Below are 20072 nucleotides of genomic sequence, written 5' to 3' on the forward strand. Positions count from 1 at the left end.
ATTGCGGTACCCGCCCGTTCTTTTTCCGGAGTTGTCCACATGAAGAAGCCCGTCAAGGTCGCCATCACCGGCGCCGCCGGCCAGATCGCCTACTCGCTCATTTTTCGCGTCGCCAGCGGCTCGATGCTGGGCCCGGACCAGCCGGTCATCCTGCAGCTGCTGGACATCCCGGACGCGCTGGAGAAGCTCAAGGGCACGGTGATGGAAATCGACGACTGCGCCTTCCCGCTGGTCGCGGGCACGGTGGCGACGGCGGACCCGATGGAAGCCTTCGACGGCACCGACTACGCGCTGCTCGTCGGCGCGCGTCCGCGCGGCCCGGGCATGGAGCGCAAGGACCTGCTCGAAGCCAACGCCAAGATCTTCTCGGTGCAGGGCAAGGCGATCGACGCCAAGGCCAGCCGCGACGTCAAGGTGCTGGTGGTCGGCAACCCGGCCAACACCAACGCGCTGATCGCGCAGAGCAACGCCAAGTCGCTCGATCCGAAGCAGTTCACGGCGATGGTCCGCCTCGACCACAACCGCGCGCTGAGCCAGCTCGCCGCCAAGACCGGCGCCAAAACCACCGACATCGAGAAGATGATCATCTGGGGCAACCACTCGGCGACCCAGTATCCGGACATCAGCAACACGACGGTCGCCGGCAAGCCGGCCAAGAGCCTCGTCGACCAGAACTGGATCGAGAAGGACTTCATCCCGGTCGTGCAGCAGCGCGGCGCCGCCATCATCAAGGCGCGCGGCCTGTCGTCGGCCGCCTCGGCCGCCTCGGCCGCCGTCGATCACATGCGCGACTGGGCGCTCGGCACCAACGGCAAGTGGGTCAGCATGGGCATCCCGTCCGACGGCTCCTACGGCATCAAGCCGGGCGTGGTGTACGGCTATCCGGTGACCTGCGCCAACGGCAAGTACGAGATCGTGCAGGGCCTGCCGATCGACGCCTTCTCGCGTGCGCGCATGGACGCCACCGAAGCCGAGCTGCGTGAAGAGCGCGCGGCGATCGAAGAGCTGCTCAAGTGAGCGGCGGCGCCACGGCGCCGCAGCTCATCGCGGCGAAGCGGGGATCCCGTGATACCGGGACCGCGCCCCGGATGGCCGCCTCGCGGGCATGACGAAGAAGGGAAAAGGCCGCCTCCGGGCGGCCTTTTTCGTGCATGCCGATGTTGTCGGCTTCGCCGCTTCTGCTGCGCGGCGCGCGGCAGCACTCGATCTCGGCGCGCCGCGCATCCGGTGACGGCTGCATCAGCGCGGAGAGAATGCCGAGACCGCCGCCGCGAGTTCGCGGCCGACCCGCATCATGCCGCCCTGCACGATCGGGTGCTCGATGCCGAGCAGTCCGGTGAAGCGCCTGCGGATCGTCATTTGGCACCCATGCGGATCGCGCCGTCGAGACGGATCGTTTCGCCGTTGAGCATCGGGTTGGCGACGATGCTCTCGACCAGCTGCGCGTATTCCGCCGGCTGGCCGAGGCGGCTCGGGAACGGCACCTGCTTGCCGAGCGATTCCTGCGCTTCCTTCGGCAGCGATTCCATCATCGGCGTGTAGAAGATGCCCGGCGCGATGGTCACGACGCGGATGCCGTAGCGCGCCAGCTCGCGGGCGATCGGCAGCGTCATGCCGACCACGCCGGCCTTCGAGGCCGCGTAGGCCGGCTGGCCGATCTGGCCTTCGAACGCGGCGACGCTGGCGGTGTTGATGATGACGCCGCGCTCTTCACCGACGGGATCGGCGGTGTGCAGGCGCGCGGCGAACTTCGACAGCACGTTGAAGGTGCCGATCAGGTTGATGTTGACGATCTTGCTGAAATCGCCGAGCGGTAGCGCCTTGCCGTCGCGGCCGACGACCTTGCCCGGCGGCGCGATGCCGGCGCAGTTGACGAGGATGCGCGCGACGCCGTGCCGGCTCTCCGCTTCGGCGAGACCGGCTTCGACCGCCGCCTCGTCGCAGACGTTGACGGCGACGAAGTGGCCGCCGACCTCCGCCGCCGTTTTCTTGCCGAGCTCGGCGTTGAGGTCGAACAGCGTGACCCTGGCACCGGCCTTTGCGAGGCGTGCCGCGGTTGCGCCGCCCAGTCCCGATGCGCCGCCGGTGACCACCGCGGCAACTCCCTTGATCTCCATTGCTTGTCCTTCGCGGGTCACTACCCGGCTGTGTTCTGCTTGGCTGACTGAAAAACAGCTTTTCGTAAAACGCTTCATGAACCACGGATTCCACAGATAACACAGATTGAAGCGGCACTTTCTCTCTCGCTTGAATCTGCGCGAATCTGCGCGAATCTGTGGTTGAGAAATCTTCTCTCAAAGCGCGCGCGATCACCATGCGCCGGATGTCCGGGGTGCCCTCGCAGATCCGGCAGTTGCGCACGTCGCGATCGATCCCGGCGACGCCGAACTCCTCGAGACAGCCGCAGCCGCCGAGCGTCTGGATCGCGCCGGAGACGACGGCCTCGGCGGTTTCCGAGGCGACGTGCCTGGCCTTCGACGCTTCCCGGCGCCCGCCTTGCCGAGGCGCCGCCCGTCCGGCACGAAGATGTCGTCGAAGCGGATCGCGCAGGTGTCGGAGGCGTTCTGGCCGAGCTTGTGCTCGACCTCGTCGATGCCGGAGCCCGGGCTGTCGGTCGGCACGATGAAGCCGCTGATGCGCTTCTTGCCGGCGGCCGGGTCGCTCACCGCGTGGACGACGGCGATGCCGGCGATCTTCGCCGAGGCAATGAACCGCTTGGCGCCGCTGCGGCGCTAGCCGCGTCGACCTTCACCGCGCGCGTGCGGATCGCCGCCCTGCCGGACGCGGCTGCGCCGCCGTCTGCGCGCGCTCAGGCCGCAGCGCCTGTCGGCGGAAGACCGCGACCGCGCGAGGAACTCGCCAGGCTGGTGCGCGAGGAAGCGGTCGCGATCTCGGCCACGCTCGGTTACCGTAAGCCGGTCCGCGTAGCGGTCTGACGACGAATCTCCGAGGCGCCCATGTCCCTGTTTCGCCCCACGCCCTTGCTGCAATGCCTGCTCCTGATCGGGCTGCTCGCCGTGTGGCCGGCGCAAGCCAGGACGCCGGCCAAGGCCGCGAAACCGGCCAAGGCGCAGGACGACGCGCGCCTGCAGAAGGAGATCGAGCAGCAGCTGCGCACGACGACGGTAAACACCGTGATGGATTATCCGGGCGAGCCCGACACCTATCGCTCCGACGCGCGTCCGGACACGCTCGAAATCGTCTTCATGACGCGCGACGGCAAGAGCGAAGTACGCCCGGACGGCGAGGTGCTGTTCCTCGCCGCCGACGTCTCCGAAGCGGATCAGCAGACGCTGATCGCGCGCGCCTTCAAGCTGCGCGCGCAACGCGCGCTCGCCGCCGCCGCGGCGGCGCAGCACTGAAGCCGAGCGGGCGCCAGCCCGCGAGACGGGATCGCCTCAGCCGGCGTCGCTTCATATCGGCATCTGCGTCATCTGTGGTTCAAAATGCTGTTTTCAGAACTGACGAGCCCCCGATGACCAAGGCAACCGAGATGTTCAGCGCCCGCTCCTGGCTGTTCGCGCCCGGCGACAGCGAGAAGAAGATGGCGAAGGCCGCCGCGAGCAAGGCGGACATCGCGCTGATCGATCTCGAAGACGCGGTCGCGCCCGGCGAGAAGGCCAAGGCGCGCACGCTGACCGCGGCGTTCCTGAAAGCGCAGGCCGACACCTCGCGCCTGTGGGTGCGTATCAACCCGCTAGCCAGCGAGCACGCGCTGCACGACCTCGCCGCGGTGATGCCCGGCAAGCCGGGCGGCATCATGGTGCCGAAGACGCGGGGCGGCCACGATCTCGTGCTGCTCGATCACTACCTCTCGGCACTGGAGGCGGCGAACGGCATCGCGCTCCGCAGTACCAAGGTGTTGCCGCTGATCACTGAAACCGCCGAGGGCATGTTCACGACCGGCACCTACAAGGGCGCGCCGCGCCTGGTCGCGATGACCTGGGGCGCCGAGGATCTCGCCGCCGCGCTCGGCGCCAGCGAGACCCGGAACCCGGACGGCAGCTACGGCTTCACCTACGAACTCGCGCGTTCGCTGTGCCTGTGCGGCGCCGGCGCCGCCGGCGTCGCGGCGATCGACACCATCCAGGGCGACTACAAGGATCTCGACAGCCTGCGCAAGCGCGCCATCGCCTGCCGTCGCGCCGGCTTCCGCGGCATGCTGGCGATCCACCCGGCGCAGGTCGAGGTCATCAACGAGGCCTTCATGCCGAGCGCCGATGAAATCGCGCAGGCGCAGGAGATCGTCGATCTGTTCGCGGCGAATCCGGGCGTCGGCGCGATCGGCTACAAGGGCCGCATGCTCGATCGGCCGCATCTGGCGCGCGCCCGGCAGCTGTTGCAATTCGCGGGCCGCAGCGCGTCATGAGCGTCAGCGTCGAACCCGTCCGGCTCGATCTGGCGAAGTATCTCAAGCGCGGCGACCGCATCGTCTGGGGCCAGGCCTGCGGCGAACCGCAGACGCTGATCGAGGCGCTGATCGCGCAGGCCGCGGCCATCGGCGATCTGTCGGCGTTCACCGCGACCAGCTTCTCGAAGCTGCTGACGCCGGAAGCCGTCGCCGGCTTCACGCTGTCGAGCATGGGCGCGATCGGCACGCTGCGCACGCTCGCCGCCGCCGGCAAGCTGCAGGTCATTCCCTGCCACGTCAGCCAGGTCGGTCCGTACATCGAGCAAGGCATCATCGGTTGCGACGTCGCCTTCGTGCAGGTTTCGCCCGCCGACGAGAACGGCGACCACAGCTGCGGCCTGATCAGCGACTACGTGCGCGCCGCCGTGCAGAAGGCGCGCGTCGTCATCGCCGAGGTCAACGAGCAGGTGCCATTCACCTGCGGCGAGACGATTCACGCCTCGGAAATCGACGTCGCCGTGCCGGTGTCGCGCATGCCGGTGGAAGTCGGCGCCGCGAAGATCGGCGAAACCGACGAGGCGATCGCGAAATTCGCCGCGCAGTACATCGAGGACGGCAGCGTGCTGCAAACCGGCGTCGGCGCCGTGCCGGACGCGATCCTGCGCCTCGTGCGCGACCGCAAGGATCTCGGCGTGCACTCCGGCATGCTCGGCGACGGCCTCGTCGAACTCGTGGAAGCCGGCGTCATCACCAACGCGCGCAAGAAGATCGACACCGGCGTGTCGATCAACGGCGCGCTGGTCGGCACGCGCAAGCTCTACCAGTGGGCGCACCGCAACAAGGCCATGCGCATGTGCGCGACCTCGTACACGCACGATGCCGCCGTGCTCGCGCAGCTCGACCGGCTGGTGACGGTCAACTCGGCGCTCGAAGTCGATCTCGGCGGCCAGGTCAACGCCGAGCAGAGCGGCAGCGCCTATCTCGGCGGCACCGGCGGCCAGGTCGACTTCGTGCGCGCAGGCAGCCGCAGCCACGGCGGCCGTTCGATCATCGCCCTGCCGGCCACGGCCAGGGGCGGCACGATCAGCAAGATCGTCGTCAAGCTCGCCGGCCCGGTGACCACCGCGCGCAGCGACGTCGACGTCATCGTCACCGAGTTCGGCGCCGCCGAGCTGAAAGGCCAGACGCTGGCCGAACGCACGCGCCGCCTGATCGCGATCGCGCATCCGGACTTCCGCGAGGAACTCGGCCGCGCCGCGCACACCATCCGTCAGCGCGGGTTTTGATTTTCTGTGTCGTCATTCCCGTGATGAAACCCGCTCCGGCTTCTCCCGCTCTGGACGCCTCCCGCGGGCATGAAATTTGATCGGGCTGTCGCACAGGGACAAGAGCCATGACCACCGCCACTGATGCCGTCCCCTTCGAGGTGGCCGAGGCGGATGCGGCGGGCAGAACAAAGCCCTTTTCAACGGTTGCGCACGAGAAGACAGCGGATCATGGCGTAGACGGTCGAACCATCCGGGAAAAAGCCGATAACCAGGATGAGCGAAAAGCTCGTTTTGAACGTATGGCTTTGCCGGCGCGGATTTCCATGAAGGCTCGGCCTGCAACGCAGGCCCTCGACAAAGCCGAATGCACGACGGCAACCACCTTCGCGGGCCAGCGATCAGCGTTTCACTTCACCTGCGGGGCTTGGGGGCAGGAATTCCCTGTAGAAGGGATCAGGCTGCGCCTGGGCCAAGCAAGGCCTCAAGTTGCAGCTCAAGAACGGCAAGCCGCCGATGCGACAAGTGACACCTGGCATTTGCTTCAGATTCTGGAGAAAAGGGTAACTCACTCGGCCGAGCGACTACTTGCCAGAGAGCGATTGAACGGTGACGTTTTTGGCGAGGGTCTTGAACCTCTCCCCATTGGCCTGCACCACGGTGAGGGTGACATGGCCGGTCTTGCTAGTGTTGATGTCACGAACGACGCCGGACTTCCCCGAATGCGTACCGGCGACGACCAAGCAACGGTCGCCATCTTTGGGGTTTTGCTTTGATTCGGTTGCCATGGTCTGAACTCCATCCATTGGCGCGTGACGGAATGCCCGGACTGCATTTGCGATGCCTAACGAGCATAACCCGCGGCCCTGACGGCGCGAAGCGGCGGCAGGAACGTCGCGTTGACTTGCCGGCCTCCGAACTCCGCATCCTTGCCGCCTCTTAGAAGACCAAAGAGACGAAGCGACGCCTGCGGCAAGAAACAACCACCCGGCACCGGAACGAGTGCAAGTAAACCTCGTTGGCCGCTCAAGGGTGCCAGAGGTGACCCTAGCGCCTCGTTCTTGAAGGCCCCCGGCCGTCCCCAGATTGGCAGATGCTGGAAGGCACACTGCACACCGAAGCCGACAGCCGGCTGAGCTGCCAGCTCGAAGCCAGCGACGGCCTGGTGCTGCGGCTGCCGCACAGCCAGGTGCTCTGGGGCGGCCTGGTTACGACCGCCTGCGGGGCAGGGCCATCCCGATCCTGCCCCGCCATGTCAAAATCCACCAAGGCGGAACGCCGGCGCGAGAGTCTCGCGATGGGCGCCGCCACACATCGCTGCACATCCCCCGTTACGAGTGCCACATGCCGAACATTCTTTTCATCGATCACACCGGCAAGGAATATCGCGTGCAAGCCGAAGCCGGCAAGAACGTGATGCAGATTGCCACCGAAAACATGGTGCCGGGCATCCTCGGCGACTGCGGCGGCGCGTGTTCCTGCGCCACCTGCCACGGCTACGTCGACCCGGCCTGGCTCGACAAGGTCGATCCGAAGAGTGAAGCCGAGGAGATGATGCTCGACGGCGCGCTGAACGTGGAAAGCAACAGCCGCCTGACCTGCCAGATCATCCTCACCGACGCGCTCGACGGCCTCGTCGTGCGCCTGCCGGCCAGCCAGATCTGATCATGCGCAGCGTGCGCGCTTTCGCGGCCCTGCTGCTGTTCGGCCTGGCGCTGCCGGCCGCGCCGACGGCGGCTGGAAGCTGGAGAAGAAGCCGACGGCATCCGCATCGGGTCACGCGAGGTGCCGGGCTGGAGCCTCCACGAGATGCATGGCACGGCGCGCATCGCGGCGCTGAAGATGCCCTGGCCGGTGAGCAGCCGCGACATCTACAACCGGCGCGAGATCAAGGTCGTCCGGGGTCGGAACTCAGGTGGTCATCAACGGCGGTGTGCAAAAAGCCTTCGGACGACACCGCCCGCGGAGATGGCGCGATGGCGCCGATGACGCTGGGCGAGGACGGGCGCGACATGCCGCGCCGGCATGGCCGGCGCAAACGCGGAATGGAGCGGAAGGAGACGACGCGCATGCGGCGCCGAACAGGAGCCGCTGCGACGACAGGCAAGAACCGCAATGCCACGCGGCGCTGCCGCGACGGCGCCGGGCGCCACGATCGACGTCCGGCGTGAACGAAGCGCTTACTTGGCGCGACCGCTCTTGGCGGCGACCGGCTTCGGCTGCGTCCTCTTGGAGAGACGCGCAACCAGCTTCGGATACTTCTCCGGCCGCATGGTGCCGTACAGGCTCAGGCGCGCGATTTCTTCCGTGAAGCGCAGCGCCAGCTGCTGACGCTCCTTGGCGGTGCGGGCGTGGGCGCGCGCCCATACCGGCCATAGGAAGGTACCGACCAGCATCAGCACGGTGTGCACCTCGACGTCGATCCCCGGCTGCGCCGAATCGGTCTTCACGTACTCCTCGAAGCGCTGGCGGTACATCTTCCAGAACGGATCATGGGCCGGCTGCGGAGAGGCGAGCACGTGGAAGAGCCAGGCGCGCGCCAGCTCAGGATTCTCCATCGCGAACTCGACGATGTGCTCGATCACGCCGCTGCGCGGATCGACGAGCCTGGCCTGCTCTTCCGGCGACGGCTTGCGGCTGCTCTTGCCGCCCGTGGTCTTGCCGAAGGCGGCCTGGCACAGCTGCTCGCTGACCCAGCCGGTGGTCGCCTCGACGAGCTGCTCGCGCGTCTGGAAGTGCTGATAGGCGGTGCCGCGGTTGACGCCGGCCAGCTGAGCGACCTGCGAGACGCTGAGTCCTTGCGGCCCGTCCTTCGCGAGCAGCGTGCCGGCGGCCTGCAGAATGGCCGTGCGCGTACCATCCGGATCGCGGCGGCGCCGCGGCTTCGCGCCAGCTGATTTGGCCTTTTTTAATGCCATCCCCGACCCCGATAAATGGGCGCGATCGTAGCGGATATTCGCAACACTGACATCCGCCCGACATCCCGACAGGCCTGCAAGGTCCGCGCGGCCGCGATCCGCTGGATCGGGGTCGCCGTGCCGCCACATACGACGGGTGACGCAGTTCGGCATGCCCGGCGCGGCATCAGACACCGATGTTGATCAGCCGCCTGGCGCGATGCGGCATGATCGCCGCGTTTTCCGCCCATCGCACAGCGCCCGACAGTGACCGCATGTTCAAGGCCCTGCTCATCACGAAGAACGAGACCGCGCAGTCGTCGCTCTCACGATATCGACGAGTCGCAGCTGCCGGAAGCCGCGGCGACCGCGACGGTCGAGTACTCGACGGTCAACTACGAGGACGGCCTGGACTTCCCGGCGTCGGTGGTGGTCGACGTCAACGCCTGAGGCGCCGGAGAACCGCATCGAGGGGGCGCGCCGGCCGCCGCCGCGACGCTGCAGCACTCAAATGCTCAGGCAGACGTACTTGATTTCCAGATAATCGTCGATGCCGTACTTCGAGCCTTCGCGGCCGAGGCCGGACAGCTTCACGCCGCCGAACGGTGCCAGCTCCGTCGAGATCAGGCCGGTGTTGACGCCGACCATGCCGGCCTCGATGCGCTCGGCGACGCGCCAGACGCGGCCGAGGTCGCGGGCATAGAAGTACGAGGCCAGGCCGAACGGCGTGTCGTTGGCCATGGCGATGACCTCGTCCTCGGTGCCGAACCTGAACACCGGCGCCACGGGTCCGAAGGTTTCCTCGCGCGCGATCGCCGCCGCCTGCGTGACATTGGCGAGCACCGTCGGCGTGAAGAAACGCCCGCCGCGCCCATGCGGCTTGCCGCCGGTGACGACGCGCGCGCCGTGCGCGAGCGCATCGTCGATGTGTTCGCGCACCTTGGCGACCGCCTTCTCGTCGATCAGCGGACCGATCTCGGCGCCCGCCTCGTCGCCGGGCGCGACGCGCAGCTTCGCCGTCGCCGCCGCCAGCTTGTCGACGAAGGCCTCGTAGATGCCGGCCTGCGCGTAAATGCGGTTGGCGCACACGCAGGTTTGCCCGGCGTTGCGGAACTTGGACTGGATGGCGCCGATCACGGCGGCGTCGAGGTCGGCATCGTCGAAGACGATGAACGGCGCGTTGCCGCCGAGCTCGAGGCTCAGCTTCTTGATGGTCGGCGCGCACTGTTCGTAGAGCTTGGCGCCGACCGCGGTCGAGCCGGTGAACGACAGCTTGCGCACGGTCGCGCTGCGCGTCAGCACCTCGCCGATCTCGCCGGCGCTGCCGGTGACGATGTTGAGCAGGCCGTCCGGCAGACCGGCCTGCTGCGCCAGCACGCCGAGCGCGAGCGCGGTGAACGGCGTCTGCGAGGCAGGCTTGAGCACCACGCCGCAGCCGGCGGCGAGCGCGGGGCCGATCTTGCGCGTGATCATCGCCGCCGGGAAATTCCACGGCGTGATCGCCGCGACGACGCCGATCGGCTGCTTGAGCACGACGATGCGCTTGTCGGCCGCGTGGCTCGGCAGCACGTCGCCGTAAGTGCGCTTGGCCTCCTCGGCGAACCACTCGATGAAGCCGGCCGCGTAAGCGATCTCGCCGCGCGCCTCGGCCAGCGGCTTGCCCTGTTCGCGCGTCAGGAGCGCGGCCAGCGCGTCCTGGTTCGCCATGATCAGATCGAAGTAGCGGCGCAGGACTGCGGCGCGCTCCTTGGCCGGTCGCCTGGCCCAGGGGCCCATCGCGCGCTCGGCGGCGTCGATCGCCTGCTGCGTCTGCGCGCCGCTGCAGCGTGGCACGCGGCCGATGCGTTCGCCCGTGGCCGGGTTGTCGACGTCGATCCATTTCTCGGCCGTCAGCCACTGACCGTCGATCAGGGCCGCTTCGCGCATCAACTCGCTCATCGTCGTTCTCCTCGCCGGGGCTGCTACGCTAGGCGACGCGCGGCCCGAATTCAAGGCGCTCCCCTGCGCGTCTAGTCAACGCTGGCGTTCATTTGCGCAATTTCTGTTTTCGCGGCCGCCGGCCTAGAATAGGCGGCTGTCCATTCCCCCGCCGGCGAAGCACGGGCTTCGCGGCGTCATCACCGCGAAGGAGCATCGTCATGAGCCGGAAAGTCTTCGTCACAGGCGTCGGCATGATTCCGTTCACCAAGCCGGGTGCCAGCGATCCCTATCCGCTCATGGCGGCGAACGCCACGTGCGCCGCGCTGAGCGACGCCGGCGTCGATTACGCGAAGATCCAGCAGGCCTACGTCGGCTACGTGTACGGCGACTCCACCGCCGGCCAGCGCGCGCTCTACGAGGTCGGCATGACCGGCATTCCGGTCGTCAACGTCAACAACAACTGTTCGACCGGTTCGACGGCGCTGTACCTCGCGCGCCAGGCGATCGCTTCCGGCATGGCCGAGTGCGTGCTCGCGCTCGGTTTCGAGCAGATGCCGCCGGGCGCGATCAAGACCGTGTTCACCGACCGGCCGAGCCCGTTCGAGAAGTTCGACACCGCCGCCGACGAACTGGTCGGCAACAGCGAGATCCCGCTCGCGCTGCGCTACTTCGGCGGCGCCGGCCTCGCGCACATGCAGCAGTACGGCACCCGGCTGGAGACCTTCGCCAGCATCCGCGCCAAGGCCAGCCGCCACGCCGCCAACAATCCGCTGGCGCTGTTCCGCAAGGTGGTCACGACCGAGGACGTGATGGCCGCGCCGGTCATGTGGGAGGGCGTGATGACGCGCCTGATGGCCTGCCCGCCGACCTGCGGCGCGGCCGCCGCGGTACTGTGCAGCGAGGACTTCGCGAAGAAGCACGGCCTGCGCACGGACGTGTGGATCGCCGCGCAGGCGATGACCACGGATACCAACAAGTCGTTCGAAGCGCGCGACATGCGCGAGGTGGTCGGCTTCAGCATGGCGCAGGAAGCCGCGCGCCAGGCCTACGAGGCGGCGGGCATCGGGCCGGAGGACGTCAACGTCGTCGAGTTGCACGACTGCTTCGCGCACAACGAACTGATCTCGTACGAGGCGCTCGGCCTGTGCCCGGTCGGCGGCGCCGAGAAGTTCGTCAACGACGGCGACAACACCTACGGCGGCCGCTACATCACCAATCCGTCCGGCGGCCTGCTGTCGAAGGGTCATCCGCTCGGCGCGACCGGCCTCGCGCAGTGCACGGAGCTGGTCCATCAGCTGCGCGGCACGGCCGGCGGCCGCCAGGTCGAAGGCGCGCGCGTCGGCCTGCAGCACAACCTGGGCCTCGGCGGCGCCTGCGTGGTCACGGTCTACCGCAACCAGTAGAAGACGCCGCGTGCGGCCGATCGCCGCCGGCTTGCGCGCCGGCGGCGGCCTGTTATTTTCGCTCCATGAATCTCTATTACTTCGAGAACGGGCACGCGCCGCGCAAGCTCGCCGAGGGCGAGGCGCCGCCGGCCGGCGGCTTCCTGTGGGCCGATCTCGTCCGCGAGGACGCGCAGGCCTGGCCCTGCTGGGCCGAGCCGATCGTGCGCACGGCGATCGACCAGCAGCACGTCGACGACAGCCTCAATGCCGCGCATCCGTCGTTCTTCGATGGCACGCCGGACTACGACATGCTGATCTTCCAGGGCCTCGGCCCGCGCCAGCAGCCCTTTCCGCTGGAATCGCGCAGCACGGCGTTCTTCATCTTCAAGCGCGTGCTGGTGACGATCCGCGCGCCGGACAGCGTCAGCGTGGTCAACACCTGCTCGCGCCTGCTCGACAGCCGTCTCAAACCGCCGCCGTCGCCGCTGCTGCTCGCGCACCAGATTCTCGACGCGATGATCGACCGCTTCCTGGCGATCAAGGAACCGATGGCGAACGTCCTGACCGAGATGCAGGACGATCTGCTCGATCCGTCGACGCCGATGACCGACTGGCGCCGGCTGCTCGAGGCGCGCAAGGAAGTGCGCCGGCTCGAGGCGCTGGCGGAAAGCCAGATCGAGGCGCTCGACGCCTGGCGGCGCGGCAGCCAGTTCGACTGGAGCAAGGCGCTCGAAGTGCGCGTGCACGACCTCGTCGAGCACGTCAACCGCGTGCTCAACTATGCCAGCGGCCAGGAACGCGATCTCGAGGCGGCGGTGCAGCTGCACTTCGCCTCGGTCGCGCACCGCACCAACAAGATCATGCAGGTGCTGACGGTGCTGTCGGCGATCTTCTTCCCGCTGACCCTGATCGTCGGCATCTACGGCATGAACTTCGACAACATGCCCGAGCTGCACTGGCACTACGGCTATTACTACGCGCTCGGCCTGCTCGCCGCGATCGGCGGCTCGCTGTACTGGTATTTCAAGGCGCACAAATTCTTCTGAGCCGCGGCGCGCCGATTTCGTCGGCGTCCGCAGCGCCACGCGACAGCGCCGCACGCGAGCCTGCGGCACACTATGGCCGTTACCCGACGCCATCACCGGAGCGCTTCGCCATGCTGCCACGCTGCCTGCTGCTGCTGTGCCTCGCGCTGTGCGCGGCCTGCGGCACGACGATCCGCAACAACGTCACCAATGCGCCGCAGGCGCCGCTGACGGCCAGGCAGTTCGTGTTCACGCCGGTCAGCGTCACCTCGAAATCGCAGACCGACGACGCCAAGCAGTACAACGAGCAGCTCAAGGCCGAGGCGCAGACCCGGCTGGTGACGCTGGTGCGCGACAGGAAGGCGGTCTGGGTGAAGGCGCCGGCCAAGCTGCCGACCATCGTCGTGACGATCAACGCCGACTACGGCAATCGTGGCATCCGCCTGATTCCGCCGCTCTTCCGCGGCAAGGCCGGCCAGGCCCTGATCGCCGTCGACATCCAGATGAAGAGCGCCGACGGCCACGTGCTGTACGCGACGCATACCGAGGGCAAGCTGCGCCGCGGCCTGGCCGGCGGCGATGCGCTGGCGGTCGCCAAGCGCACGGTCGACGATGCCTTCCAGGACTTCGCCAAGCGCTTCTAAGCGCTTCTAGCGGCGGGCTTCAGAGAACCAGGTAGATGGCGAGCGCGAAACCGAGCAGCGCAGCGGCGGCGGCGAAACCCACCGCCCAGCGCACCGGATAACCGGCGGGCCGGTTCTGCGGCGGCAGGCTGTGCAGATAGCTGCGGTGCTGCAGCATGCCGATGACGATCGCCAGGCTGCCGAACACCACGAGCAGCACGCCGAGCACCGCCGAACCGTGCGCCGAACCGGCGTTCTGCGCGATGCCCTCATGACCGGCGAACACGCGCATGAACAGGCCGAAACGCTCGACCACGAAGCCGATGCCGATGGTGGCCAGCCCGGTGCGCACCCAGGCCAGCAGGGTGCGTTCGGAGGCGAAGAAATTGCTGGCGTCGTTGGCCATGCGCCGCAGCATAGCCCGCACGCGCCGCAACGAAAAAGCCCTCCTTGCGGAGGGCTCTCGGGCGACTGCGGGTATCAGCGCTTGTCGAGCGCGGTCACCGAGCGCTCGCCGGCGCCGGTGTAGACCTGGCGCGGGCGGGCGATGCGCATGGTCGGATCGGAGACCATTTCGATCCAGTGCGCGACCCAGCCGACGGTGCGGGCGATGGCGAACATCGGCGTGAACATGTTGACCGGGATGCCGAGCGCCTTGTAGATGATGCCCGAGTAGAAATCGACGTTCGGGTAGAGCTTGCGCGCCTTGAAGTAATCGTCCGACAGGGCGATTTCCTCCAGCTTCATCGCCAGCTCGAGCTGCGGATCGTTTTCCTTGCCGAGATGCTTGAGCACCTTGTGGCACTGCTCGCGGATGATGGTCGCGCGCGGATCGAAATTCTTGTAGACGCGGTGGCCGAAGCCCATCAGGCGCACGCCGTCGACCTTGTCCTTGACCTTCTGCATGAAGGCCGGCACATGCTTCACGTCGCCGATCTCTTCGAGCATCTTCAGCACGGCTTCGTTCGCACCACCGTGCGCCGGACCCCACAGCGCGGCGATGCCCGAGGCGATCGCGGCGTATGGATTGGTGCCGGTGCTGCCGGCCATGCGCACGGTCGAAGTCGAGGCGTTCTGCTCGTGGTCGGCGTGCAGGATGAACAGCACGTCGAGCGCCTTGGCGGCGATCGGATCGACATGATACGGCTCGGCCGGCACCGCGAACATCATGTGCAGCAGGTTGCTGCAGTAGTCGAGGTGGTTCTGCGGATACATGAACGGCTGGCCGAAGTAACGCTTGTAGGCCGCCGCCGCGATCGTCGGGATCTTGGCGATCATGCGGTGCGCGAAGATCTCGCGGTGCCGCGGATCCTTGTTATTCGTGGTGTCGTGATAGAACGCCGACAGCGAACCGACCACGCCGGTCAGCATCGCCATCGGGTGCGCGTCGTAGCGGAAGCCGCCGAAGAAGCCCTTCAGCGACTCGTTGATCATGGTGTGCTTGCGGATGCTCTGGTCGAAGGCCTGCAGCTGCGCGGCGTTCGGCAGCTCGCCGTTGAGGATCAGGTAGGCGACCTCGATGAACGAGCAGTGCTCGGCGAGCTGCGCGACCGGATAGCCGCGGTACAGCAGCACGCCCTGGTCGCCGTCGATGTAGGTGATCGCCGACTTCGTCGAACAGGTCGACGAGAAGCCCGGGTCATAGGTGAACACGTCCAGCTTGTCGTAGACCTTGCCGACGTCGAGACCGACCGGGCCGAGGGTGCCGCCGACGGCCGGCAGATCGAGTTTCTCGCCGTTGGCGTTGTTGACCAGACTGAAGCTAGGCGTGCTCATGAGGACCTCTGTTCTTCAAGCGGTAGGAGTCGAGACGGGTTCGGAGAGGTTCAACCGCGCGACGCCGCTGTCGACAGCCGCACACGCCACAGCCGGCGCGACAACGCTGCGCAGGCGCGGATCGAGCGGCTTGGGGATGATGTACTCCGGACCGAACGCCAGCGATTTTAACCTATATGCGGCCAGCACTTCTGCCGGAACCGCCTCGCGCGCCAGCGCGGCCAGCGCGCGGACCGCCGCAATTTTCATGTCGCGGTTGATGACGCGGGCGCGCACGTCGAGGGCGCCGCGGAACAGGAAGGGGAAGCAGAGGACGTTGTTGACCTGGTTCGGGTAGTCGCTGCGGCCGGTCGCCATGATCAGGTCGCTGCGCACCTTTAGCGCCACTTCCGGCAGGATTTCCGGCACCGGGTTCGACAGCGCGAAGACGAGCGGCCGCTCGTTCATCAGCATCAGCCATTCGTCGCGCACCAGATCGGGGCCCGACAGGCCGATGAAAACGTCGGCGCCGGCCAGCGCGCCGGCCAGGGTGCGCCGCTCGGAAGGCTCGGCGGCGAACTCGCGCTTCTCCGCATTCAGGCCCGCGTAGTCCTCGCGGGCGGTGTGGATCACGCCCTTGCGGTCGACCAGCAGCAGGTTCTCGCGGCGCGCGCCGAGGTCGAGCGCCAGGCGCATCGAGGCGATGCCGGCGGCACCGGCGCCGAGACAGACGATGCGCGCGTCCTCGAGCCGCTTGCCCTGCAGCTCCAGCGCGTTGAGCAGGCCGGCGCAGAGCACGATCGCCGTGCCGTGCTGGTCGTCGTGGAAGACCGGAATGTCGCAGCGCTCGATCAGCGCCCGCTCGATCTCGAAACAGGCCGGCGCGGCGATGTCCTCGAGGTTGATGCCGCCGAAGGTCGGCGCGATGCGCGCGACGGTGTCGATGAAATCGCCGGGCGCCGTGGCGTCGACCTCGATGTCGAACACGTCGATGTCGGCGAACTTCTTGAACAGCACCGCCTTGCCCTCCATCACTGGCTTGCCGGCCAGCGCGCCGCAGTCGCCGAGGCCGAGCACGGCGGTGCCGTTGGAGATCACCGCGACCAGATTGCCCTTGGCCGTGTAGCGGTACGCGGCTTCGGCGTCCTTGCGGATCTCCAGCACCGGCTCGGCGACGCCGGGACTGTAGGCCAGCGACAGATCGTCAGGACTGTCGACCGGCTTGGTGATGGCAGTGCCGAGCTTGCCCGGCTTCGGAAACTGGTGATAGTCGAGCGCCGCCTGCTGCAGCGTCGCGGGCGTCGGATCGGGGGCGTTCATACTGACTGGCGCACAAATGAGGGGCGCGCATTGTCGCGGCGCCGTCGCCGCAGCCGACACGGCCGCCGGACGGACGCTCGACTGTCGCTGTGGCAAATCCATGCCGCCAGACACAGAAACAGCAAGGCCGCGCATCAGCGCGGCCTTGCGGGTACCTCGTACAGCGAAAACGCTGCGGCTTACTTCTTGGCGCCGTAGCGCTTGTTGAACTTGCCGACGCGGCCGCCGGTGTCGACGACCTTCTGCTTGCCCGTGTAGAACGGGTGCGAGAGGCTCGAGGTATCGAGCATGACCGCCGGGTACTCGGTGCCGTCGATCTTCAGGGTGTCCTTGGTCTTCACCGTGGAGCGGATCAGGAAGACGTGATCAGCGGCGCCGTCCTTGAATGCGACCGTGCGGTACTCGGGATGGATGCCGTCTTTCATGGGAAAACCTTCACGCAAAAACTCGAAAGGGCGCAAAGTTTAATGGCCGGCCGGCATGATCGCAAGCCCCGCGGCGCTCAGTCGCGGCGCCGGATGACCACGGTGCCGGCGATCTTGTCGTGCCAGCCCTGCTTGCGGGCGTCGAAGGCAACCCAGATCAGACCGAGGCAGAACGGGATGGTCGACAGGAAGTAGGCGAGATAGCGCGCCAGGTACTGCTTCCAGCTCGGCGTGCCGAAGGTCCCGGCGTCGACGATCACGGCATTGATGATCATCTTGCCCGGCGTCGCCATGCGCGTGATCCAGAACGCGAGCACCACGGCGCCCAGCATCAGGTGCACGATCAGCTGCGAGTACGGGTCGTCCTCGGCGACACCGATGCCGGCCAGCTGCAGGACCAGGGCGCCGGGCACGAGCACGAACAGCAGCACGATCGAATCGATCAGGCTCGCGAAGACCCGCGCCCAGAAGCCGACGTAGCGGACCGCCGGCTCGGCCGGCGCGCCGCGCGCCGCGGCGGCGGCCACGTTGAGTTCGCTGAGTTCGTCCATCGCGCTTCTTCCTTCCGCTTCGGTTCTGGTTTCAGTCGCTTTCCGCTTCCACCCTGACGGTGCAGCCCTCGCCGTCGTCGTCGAGCCGCACATGCACGGTCATCGGCCGGCAGCAGACCGAACAGTCCTCGCTGTAGACCTGCTCGTCGCCGGCCGAGCGGTCGATCTCGAGCACGATCTCTTCCCAGCAGGCCGGACAGACGACGCTGACTTCATCGAGCATGACGGATTCCACTGACGCGCCGGTGGCGAGTGTTGCAGAACCGTATGCCAGCGTCATGCCGGCCGGCGGCTGAATCCCTCAGAGGAAAAGGCCGAGCAGTCCGTTCAGATGCCGAAGGCCGAGTTCGGTCGGCCACACCCGGCCGCCGCCCTCCTCGATCAGGCCGCGCGCCCGCGCCGTCGCCGCGGCCGGCAGCTGCGCCCAGGACAGCGCGGTGCGCCGCTCGTAATCGGCGATCGCGAAGCCATCGTTGAGGCGCAGCGCGTTCATCAGGAATTCGAGCGGCAGCTCGGTGGCGGCGATGACGCGGTCGTCCTGCACCGCCTGCGCGCCGCCGGCGTGCTGCAGGTAGGTGCGCGGATGCTTGTGCCGCGCGCGGCGGCGCACGCCCGCCGCGTCGGTGCGCTTGCCGTGCGCACCGGCGCCGATGCCGAGATAGTCGCCGAACCGCCAGTAGTTCAGGTTGTGCTGCGCGCGTCGACCCGGCCGCGCGTAAGCCGAGACCTCGTACTGCGCGTAGCCGTGCCCCGCCAGCAGCGCCTGACCCTGCAGCTGCATGTCCCAGGCCAGCTCGTCGTCCGGCAGCGGCGGCGGGCGCAGGCCGAATTCGGTGTTCGGCTCCAGCGTCAGCTGGTAGTACGACAGATGCTCCGGCGCGAGCGCGAGGGCGGCGGCGATGTCGGCCTCGGCCTCGGCCAGCGTCTGCCGCGGCAGCGCGTACATCAGATCGAGATTGATGTTCGCGAAGCCGGCCCGGCGCGCCAGCTCGTAGGCGGCGATCGCTTCGCCGCGATCATGAATGCGGCCGAGCCGCTTCAGCTGGGCATCGTCGAGGCTCTGCACGCCGATCGACAGGCGGTTGACGCCGGCCGCGACGTAGCCGGCGAAGTGCGCCGCCTCCGCCGTGCCGGGGTTCGCCTCGAGCGTGATCTCGATGTCCGGCGCGAAGGCCAGACGCCGATGGACGCCTTCCAGCACGCGGCCGATCGCGCGATCGGAAAAGAGGCTGGGCGTGCCGCCGCCCATGAAGATGGAGACCAGCGGCCGTGATTCGTGCCGGGTGATTCGCGATTCGGAGAGTTCGAAATCGAGATCGCGCAGCAGGGCGGCGACGTAGGCGTCTTCCGGCATCTCGCCGCGCAGCGCATGCGAGTTGAAATCGCAGTACGGGCATTTCTGCACGCACCACGGAAAGTGAAGATAAAGCGCAAGCGGAATGTCGTCGTCCACCAATCACCAATCACCAATCATCCGCAGCATCGCGGCGCTGGCGCGCGCGCGGTGCGAGACGCGGTTCTTCATGGCGGGCGCCAGCTCGGCCGCGCTGCAGCCGTGGTCCGGCACCCAGAACAGCGGGTCGTAGCCGAACCCGTCGGCGCCGCGCGGCGCGTCGAGAATGCGGCCGTTCCAGAAGCCCTGCGCGAGCAGCGGCACCGGATCGTCGGCATGGCGCAGCAAGGCCAGCACGCTGACGAAGCGCGCGTCGCGCCGCGCGTCCGGCATCGCGCGCAGCGCCGCGAGCAGCTTGTCGTTGTTCAAACGGTCTTTCTCTGCCTGGCTCATGCCATCCATGGCGAAACCGTTGCGCGGTGATTCACCCCCCGCGTAGCGCGCCGAATGCACGCCCGGCGCGCCGTGCAGCGCCGCGACTTCGAGGCCGGAATCGTCGGCCAGCGCCGGCAGGCCGGACGCGCGCGCCGCATGGCGCGCCTTGATCAGCGCGTTCTCGACGAAGGTGCCGCCGGTTTCCGCCGGCTCGACGTCGCTGAACTCGGAGACCAGGCGCAAGGCAATGCCGAGCGGCGCGAACAGCGCCTGCATTTCCTTGAGCTTCTTGGCATTGCGCGAGGCCAGCACCAGCGTGTCGCCGAGCGCCGCGCGCGCCTCGGCGGGCCGCGCGCCGTCCTCGACCAGGCGCTTGCCGTAGCTGTGCGCGCGATCGCGCCGGTAGCCGAGGCGCTCGTAAAACAGCGCGGCGCCTTCGTTGTCCTCGCGCAGCTGCAGGTTCATCTTCGGCGCGCCGAGCGTGCGGACGTAAGCCTCGGCGGCGTCCATCAGCCGGCGGCCGAGTCCGCGATGGCGGCACGCCGGATCGACCGCCAGGTAGTTCACCCAGCCGCGATGGCCGTCATAGCCCGCCATCACGCTGCCGACGATCGCCTCGCCGTCGACCGCGACCAGAAAACCGTCCGCCTGCAGCGCCAGCTTGCGCGCGATGTCGCGCTGCGGATCGTTCCACGGCCGCGTCAGGCCGCAGCGCTGCCACAGCGCGACGACCGCCGCGCTGTCCGCCGGCGTGAAGCAGCGGAGTTGCGCGGCGCCGCTCATCGCT

24 protein-coding genes and 4 pseudogenes are annotated in these 20072 nt (G+C 67.8%); 13 read left to right on the forward strand and 15 right to left on the reverse strand.

The window, feature by feature from the left end; genetic code table 11:
• Positions 1 to 39: 39 nt before the first annotated feature.
• Both K344_RS0112780 and K344_RS24840 read left to right on the forward strand, forming a co-directional pair.
• Positions 40 to 1017, forward strand: coding sequence for a malate dehydrogenase (locus tag K344_RS0112780; protein ID WP_028080992.1), 978 nt, complete (start codon positions 40 to 42; stop codon positions 1015 to 1017).
• An 88-nt stretch (positions 1018 to 1105) separates the two neighbouring features.
• Positions 1106 to 1231 carry a hypothetical protein gene (locus tag K344_RS24840; protein ID WP_281169457.1) on the forward strand — a complete coding sequence of 42 codons (126 nt, stop codon included), beginning with the start codon at positions 1106 to 1108 and terminating at the stop codon, positions 1229 to 1231.
• Here the strand turns inward: K344_RS24840 and K344_RS25010 are convergent.
• From K344_RS25010 to K344_RS25020, 4 genes and pseudogenes are all read right to left on the reverse strand, one after another.
• A pseudogene (locus K344_RS25010) lies at positions 1193 to 1359 on the reverse strand (nitronate monooxygenase); the annotation flags it as partial. The gene K344_RS24840 and the pseudogene K344_RS25010 overlap by 39 nt on opposite strands.
• Positions 1356 to 2117, reverse strand: coding sequence for an SDR family NAD(P)-dependent oxidoreductase (locus tag K344_RS0112795; RefSeq protein ID WP_028080994.1), 762 nt, complete (start codon positions 2115 to 2117; stop codon positions 1356 to 1358). The pseudogene K344_RS25010 and the gene K344_RS0112795, both read right to left, overlap by 4 nt.
• Positions 2118 to 2355: 238 nt before the next feature.
• Positions 2356 to 2553, reverse strand: a pseudogene (locus K344_RS25015) (acyl-CoA dehydrogenase family protein); the annotation flags it as partial.
• Positions 2554 to 2588: 35 nt separating this feature from the next.
• Positions 2589 to 2666 (reverse strand): annotated as a pseudogene (locus K344_RS25020) (hypothetical protein); the annotation flags it as partial.
• 3 nt (positions 2667 to 2669) lie between these two features.
• Between K344_RS25020 and K344_RS24845 the strand changes: the two are divergent.
• The 7 genes from K344_RS24845 (at position 2670) to K344_RS24090 (ending at position 7787) form a co-directional block, all read left to right on the forward strand.
• Positions 2670 to 2936, forward strand: a complete 267-nt coding sequence (locus tag K344_RS24845; protein ID WP_366508740.1) for a hypothetical protein — start codon at positions 2670 to 2672, stop codon at positions 2934 to 2936.
• 21 nt (positions 2937 to 2957) lie between these two features.
• Complete coding sequence (locus K344_RS0112805) at positions 2958 to 3362, forward strand: hypothetical protein (protein WP_157622917.1); 405 nt, start codon at positions 2958 to 2960, stop codon at positions 3360 to 3362.
• A gap of 113 nt (positions 3363 to 3475) precedes the next feature.
• Positions 3476 to 4369 carry an HpcH/HpaI aldolase/citrate lyase family protein gene (locus K344_RS0112810; protein WP_028080997.1) on the forward strand — a complete coding sequence of 298 codons (894 nt, stop codon included), beginning with the start codon at positions 3476 to 3478 and terminating at the stop codon, positions 4367 to 4369.
• Positions 4366 to 5637, forward strand: coding sequence for an acetyl-CoA hydrolase/transferase family protein (locus tag K344_RS0112815; protein WP_028080998.1), 1272 nt, complete (start codon positions 4366 to 4368; stop codon positions 5635 to 5637). The genes K344_RS0112810 and K344_RS0112815 overlap by 4 nt, the downstream gene beginning before the upstream one ends.
• 107 nt (positions 5638 to 5744) lie before the next feature.
• Positions 5745 to 6392 (forward strand): hypothetical protein, encoded by a 648-nt coding sequence (locus K344_RS24085; protein ID WP_157622919.1) that lies wholly within the window; start codon positions 5745 to 5747, stop codon positions 6390 to 6392.
• Positions 6393 to 6960: 568 nt separating this feature from the next.
• Positions 6961 to 7281, forward strand: coding sequence for a 2Fe-2S iron-sulfur cluster-binding protein (locus K344_RS0112825; RefSeq protein ID WP_028081000.1), 321 nt, complete (start codon positions 6961 to 6963; stop codon positions 7279 to 7281).
• Positions 7282 to 7283: 2 nt separating this feature from the next.
• The gene (locus tag K344_RS24090) at positions 7284 to 7787 is read left to right on the forward strand and encodes a hypothetical protein (protein WP_157622921.1); all 504 of its coding nucleotides are present in this window, start codon (positions 7284 to 7286) and stop codon (positions 7785 to 7787) included.
• A gap of 9 nt (positions 7788 to 7796) precedes the next feature.
• Here the strand turns inward: K344_RS24090 and K344_RS0112830 are convergent, their stop codons facing one another.
• A complete protein-coding gene (locus K344_RS0112830; RefSeq protein ID WP_028081001.1) occupies positions 7797 to 8534 on the reverse strand; it encodes a TetR/AcrR family transcriptional regulator in 738 nt (245 codons plus the stop codon).
• 246 nt (positions 8535 to 8780) lie between these two features.
• Here K344_RS0112830 and K344_RS24095 point away from each other — a divergent pair, with 246 nt between their 5' ends.
• Positions 8781 to 8963 (forward strand): hypothetical protein, encoded by a 183-nt coding sequence (locus tag K344_RS24095; protein ID WP_157622923.1) that lies wholly within the window; start codon positions 8781 to 8783, stop codon positions 8961 to 8963.
• Positions 8964 to 9020: 57 nt separating this feature from the next.
• On the opposite strand, the gene K344_RS0112835 is transcribed toward K344_RS24095, so the two are convergent.
• The gene (locus K344_RS0112835; RefSeq protein ID WP_028081002.1) at positions 9021 to 10451 is read right to left on the reverse strand and encodes an NAD-dependent succinate-semialdehyde dehydrogenase; all 1431 of its coding nucleotides are present in this window, start codon (positions 10449 to 10451) and stop codon (positions 9021 to 9023) included.
• 200 nt (positions 10452 to 10651) lie between these two features.
• Here K344_RS0112835 and K344_RS0112840 point away from each other — a divergent pair, with 200 nt between their 5' ends.
• The 3 genes from K344_RS0112840 to K344_RS0112850 all read left to right on the forward strand — a co-directional run bounded on the left by K344_RS0112840 (position 10652) and on the right by K344_RS0112850 (position 13487).
• On the forward strand, positions 10652 to 11836 hold the full coding sequence (locus K344_RS0112840; protein WP_028081003.1) for a lipid-transfer protein: 1185 nt from the start codon (positions 10652 to 10654) through the stop codon (positions 11834 to 11836).
• Between the two features lie 65 nt (positions 11837 to 11901).
• Positions 11902 to 12864 carry a magnesium transporter CorA family protein gene (locus tag K344_RS0112845; protein ID WP_028081004.1) on the forward strand — a complete coding sequence of 321 codons (963 nt, stop codon included), beginning with the start codon at positions 11902 to 11904 and terminating at the stop codon, positions 12862 to 12864.
• 110 nt (positions 12865 to 12974) lie between these two features.
• Positions 12975 to 13487, forward strand: a complete 513-nt coding sequence (locus K344_RS0112850) for a hypothetical protein (RefSeq protein WP_028081005.1) — start codon at positions 12975 to 12977, stop codon at positions 13485 to 13487.
• Positions 13488 to 13506: 19 nt separating this feature from the next.
• Here K344_RS0112850 and K344_RS0112855 read toward each other — a convergent pair whose 3' ends face one another.
• From K344_RS0112855 to K344_RS25030, 9 genes and pseudogenes are all read right to left on the reverse strand, one after another.
• Positions 13507 to 13872, reverse strand: coding sequence for a YidH family protein (locus K344_RS0112855; RefSeq protein ID WP_028081006.1), 366 nt, complete (start codon positions 13870 to 13872; stop codon positions 13507 to 13509).
• Positions 13873 to 13946: 74 nt separating this feature from the next.
• Complete coding sequence (locus K344_RS0112860) at positions 13947 to 15242, reverse strand: citrate synthase (protein WP_028081007.1); 1296 nt, start codon at positions 15240 to 15242, stop codon at positions 13947 to 13949.
• Between the two features lie 15 nt (positions 15243 to 15257).
• Positions 15258 to 16541, reverse strand: a complete 1284-nt coding sequence (locus tag K344_RS0112865) for a malic enzyme-like NAD(P)-binding protein (protein WP_028081008.1) — start codon at positions 16539 to 16541, stop codon at positions 15258 to 15260.
• 179 nt (positions 16542 to 16720) lie between these two features.
• A complete protein-coding gene (locus tag K344_RS0112870; protein ID WP_028081009.1) occupies positions 16721 to 16966 on the reverse strand; it encodes a type B 50S ribosomal protein L31 in 246 nt (81 codons plus the stop codon).
• Positions 16967 to 17043: 77 nt separating this feature from the next.
• Positions 17044 to 17517: an RDD family protein gene (locus tag K344_RS21605; protein WP_043114461.1), complete on the reverse strand. Its 474-nt coding sequence runs from the start codon at positions 17515 to 17517 to the stop codon at positions 17044 to 17046.
• Between the two features lie 31 nt (positions 17518 to 17548).
• The gene (locus tag K344_RS0112880; RefSeq protein ID WP_028081010.1) at positions 17549 to 17740 is read right to left on the reverse strand and encodes a CPXCG motif-containing cysteine-rich protein; all 192 of its coding nucleotides are present in this window, start codon (positions 17738 to 17740) and stop codon (positions 17549 to 17551) included.
• A gap of 78 nt (positions 17741 to 17818) precedes the next feature.
• Positions 17819 to 18970, reverse strand: a complete 1152-nt coding sequence (hemW, locus tag K344_RS0112885; RefSeq protein WP_028081011.1) for a radical SAM family heme chaperone HemW — start codon at positions 18968 to 18970, stop codon at positions 17819 to 17821.
• Positions 18971 to 18973: 3 nt separating this feature from the next.
• On the reverse strand, positions 18974 to 19654 hold the full coding sequence (gene rdgB, locus K344_RS25025) for an RdgB/HAM1 family non-canonical purine NTP pyrophosphatase (RefSeq protein WP_366508741.1): 681 nt from the start codon (positions 19652 to 19654) through the stop codon (positions 18974 to 18976).
• Positions 19655 to 20068, reverse strand: a pseudogene (locus tag K344_RS25030) (GNAT family acetyltransferase); the annotation flags it as partial.
• Positions 20069 to 20072: the final 4 nt, after the last annotated feature.

Source organism: Solimonas soli DSM 21787 (genome assembly GCF_000474945.1).
GTDB lineage: Bacteria > Pseudomonadota > Gammaproteobacteria > Nevskiales > Nevskiaceae > Solimonas > Solimonas soli.

Coding starts and splice junctions, on each gene's coding strand:
- K344_RS0112805 (WP_157622917.1), top strand. CDS start 2,958: ATGTCCCTGTTTCGCCCCACGCCCTTGCTGCAATGCCTGCTCCTGATC.
- K344_RS0112840 (WP_028081003.1), top strand. CDS start 10,652: ATGAGCCGGAAAGTCTTCGTCACAGGCGTCGGCATGATTCCGTTCACC.
- K344_RS0112835 (WP_028081002.1), bottom strand. CDS start 10,451: ATGAGCGAGTTGATGCGCGAAGCGGCCCTGATCGACGGTCAGTGGCTG.
- K344_RS0112780 (WP_028080992.1), top strand. CDS start 40: ATGAAGAAGCCCGTCAAGGTCGCCATCACCGGCGCCGCCGGCCAGATC.
- K344_RS0112845 (WP_028081004.1), top strand. CDS start 11,902: ATGAATCTCTATTACTTCGAGAACGGGCACGCGCCGCGCAAGCTCGCC.
- K344_RS0112880 (WP_028081010.1), bottom strand. CDS start 17,740: ATGCTCGATGAAGTCAGCGTCGTCTGTCCGGCCTGCTGGGAAGAGATC.
- K344_RS0112850 (WP_028081005.1), top strand. CDS start 12,975: ATGCTGCCACGCTGCCTGCTGCTGCTGTGCCTCGCGCTGTGCGCGGCC.
- K344_RS0112865 (WP_028081008.1), bottom strand. CDS start 16,541: ATGAACGCCCCCGATCCGACGCCCGCGACGCTGCAGCAGGCGGCGCTC.
- K344_RS0112815 (WP_028080998.1), top strand. CDS start 4,366: ATGAGCGTCAGCGTCGAACCCGTCCGGCTCGATCTGGCGAAGTATCTC.
- K344_RS21605 (WP_043114461.1), bottom strand. CDS start 17,517: ATGGACGAACTCAGCGAACTCAACGTGGCCGCCGCCGCGGCGCGCGGC.
- K344_RS0112870 (WP_028081009.1), bottom strand. CDS start 16,966: ATGAAAGACGGCATCCATCCCGAGTACCGCACGGTCGCATTCAAGGAC.
- K344_RS0112795 (WP_028080994.1), bottom strand. CDS start 2,117: ATGGAGATCAAGGGAGTTGCCGCGGTGGTCACCGGCGGCGCATCGGGA.
- K344_RS0112855 (WP_028081006.1), bottom strand. CDS start 13,872: ATGGCCAACGACGCCAGCAATTTCTTCGCCTCCGAACGCACCCTGCTG.
- K344_RS24840 (WP_281169457.1), top strand. CDS start 1,106: ATGACGAAGAAGGGAAAAGGCCGCCTCCGGGCGGCCTTTTTCGTGCAT.
- K344_RS0112810 (WP_028080997.1), top strand. CDS start 3,476: ATGACCAAGGCAACCGAGATGTTCAGCGCCCGCTCCTGGCTGTTCGCG.
- K344_RS0112825 (WP_028081000.1), top strand. CDS start 6,961: ATGCCGAACATTCTTTTCATCGATCACACCGGCAAGGAATATCGCGTG.
- K344_RS0112860 (WP_028081007.1), bottom strand. CDS start 15,242: ATGAGCACGCCTAGCTTCAGTCTGGTCAACAACGCCAACGGCGAGAAA.
- K344_RS0112830 (WP_028081001.1), bottom strand. CDS start 8,534: ATGGCATTAAAAAAGGCCAAATCAGCTGGCGCGAAGCCGCGGCGCCGC.
- K344_RS24085 (WP_157622919.1), top strand. CDS start 5,745: ATGACCACCGCCACTGATGCCGTCCCCTTCGAGGTGGCCGAGGCGGAT.
- K344_RS24090 (WP_157622921.1), top strand. CDS start 7,284: ATGCGCAGCGTGCGCGCTTTCGCGGCCCTGCTGCTGTTCGGCCTGGCG.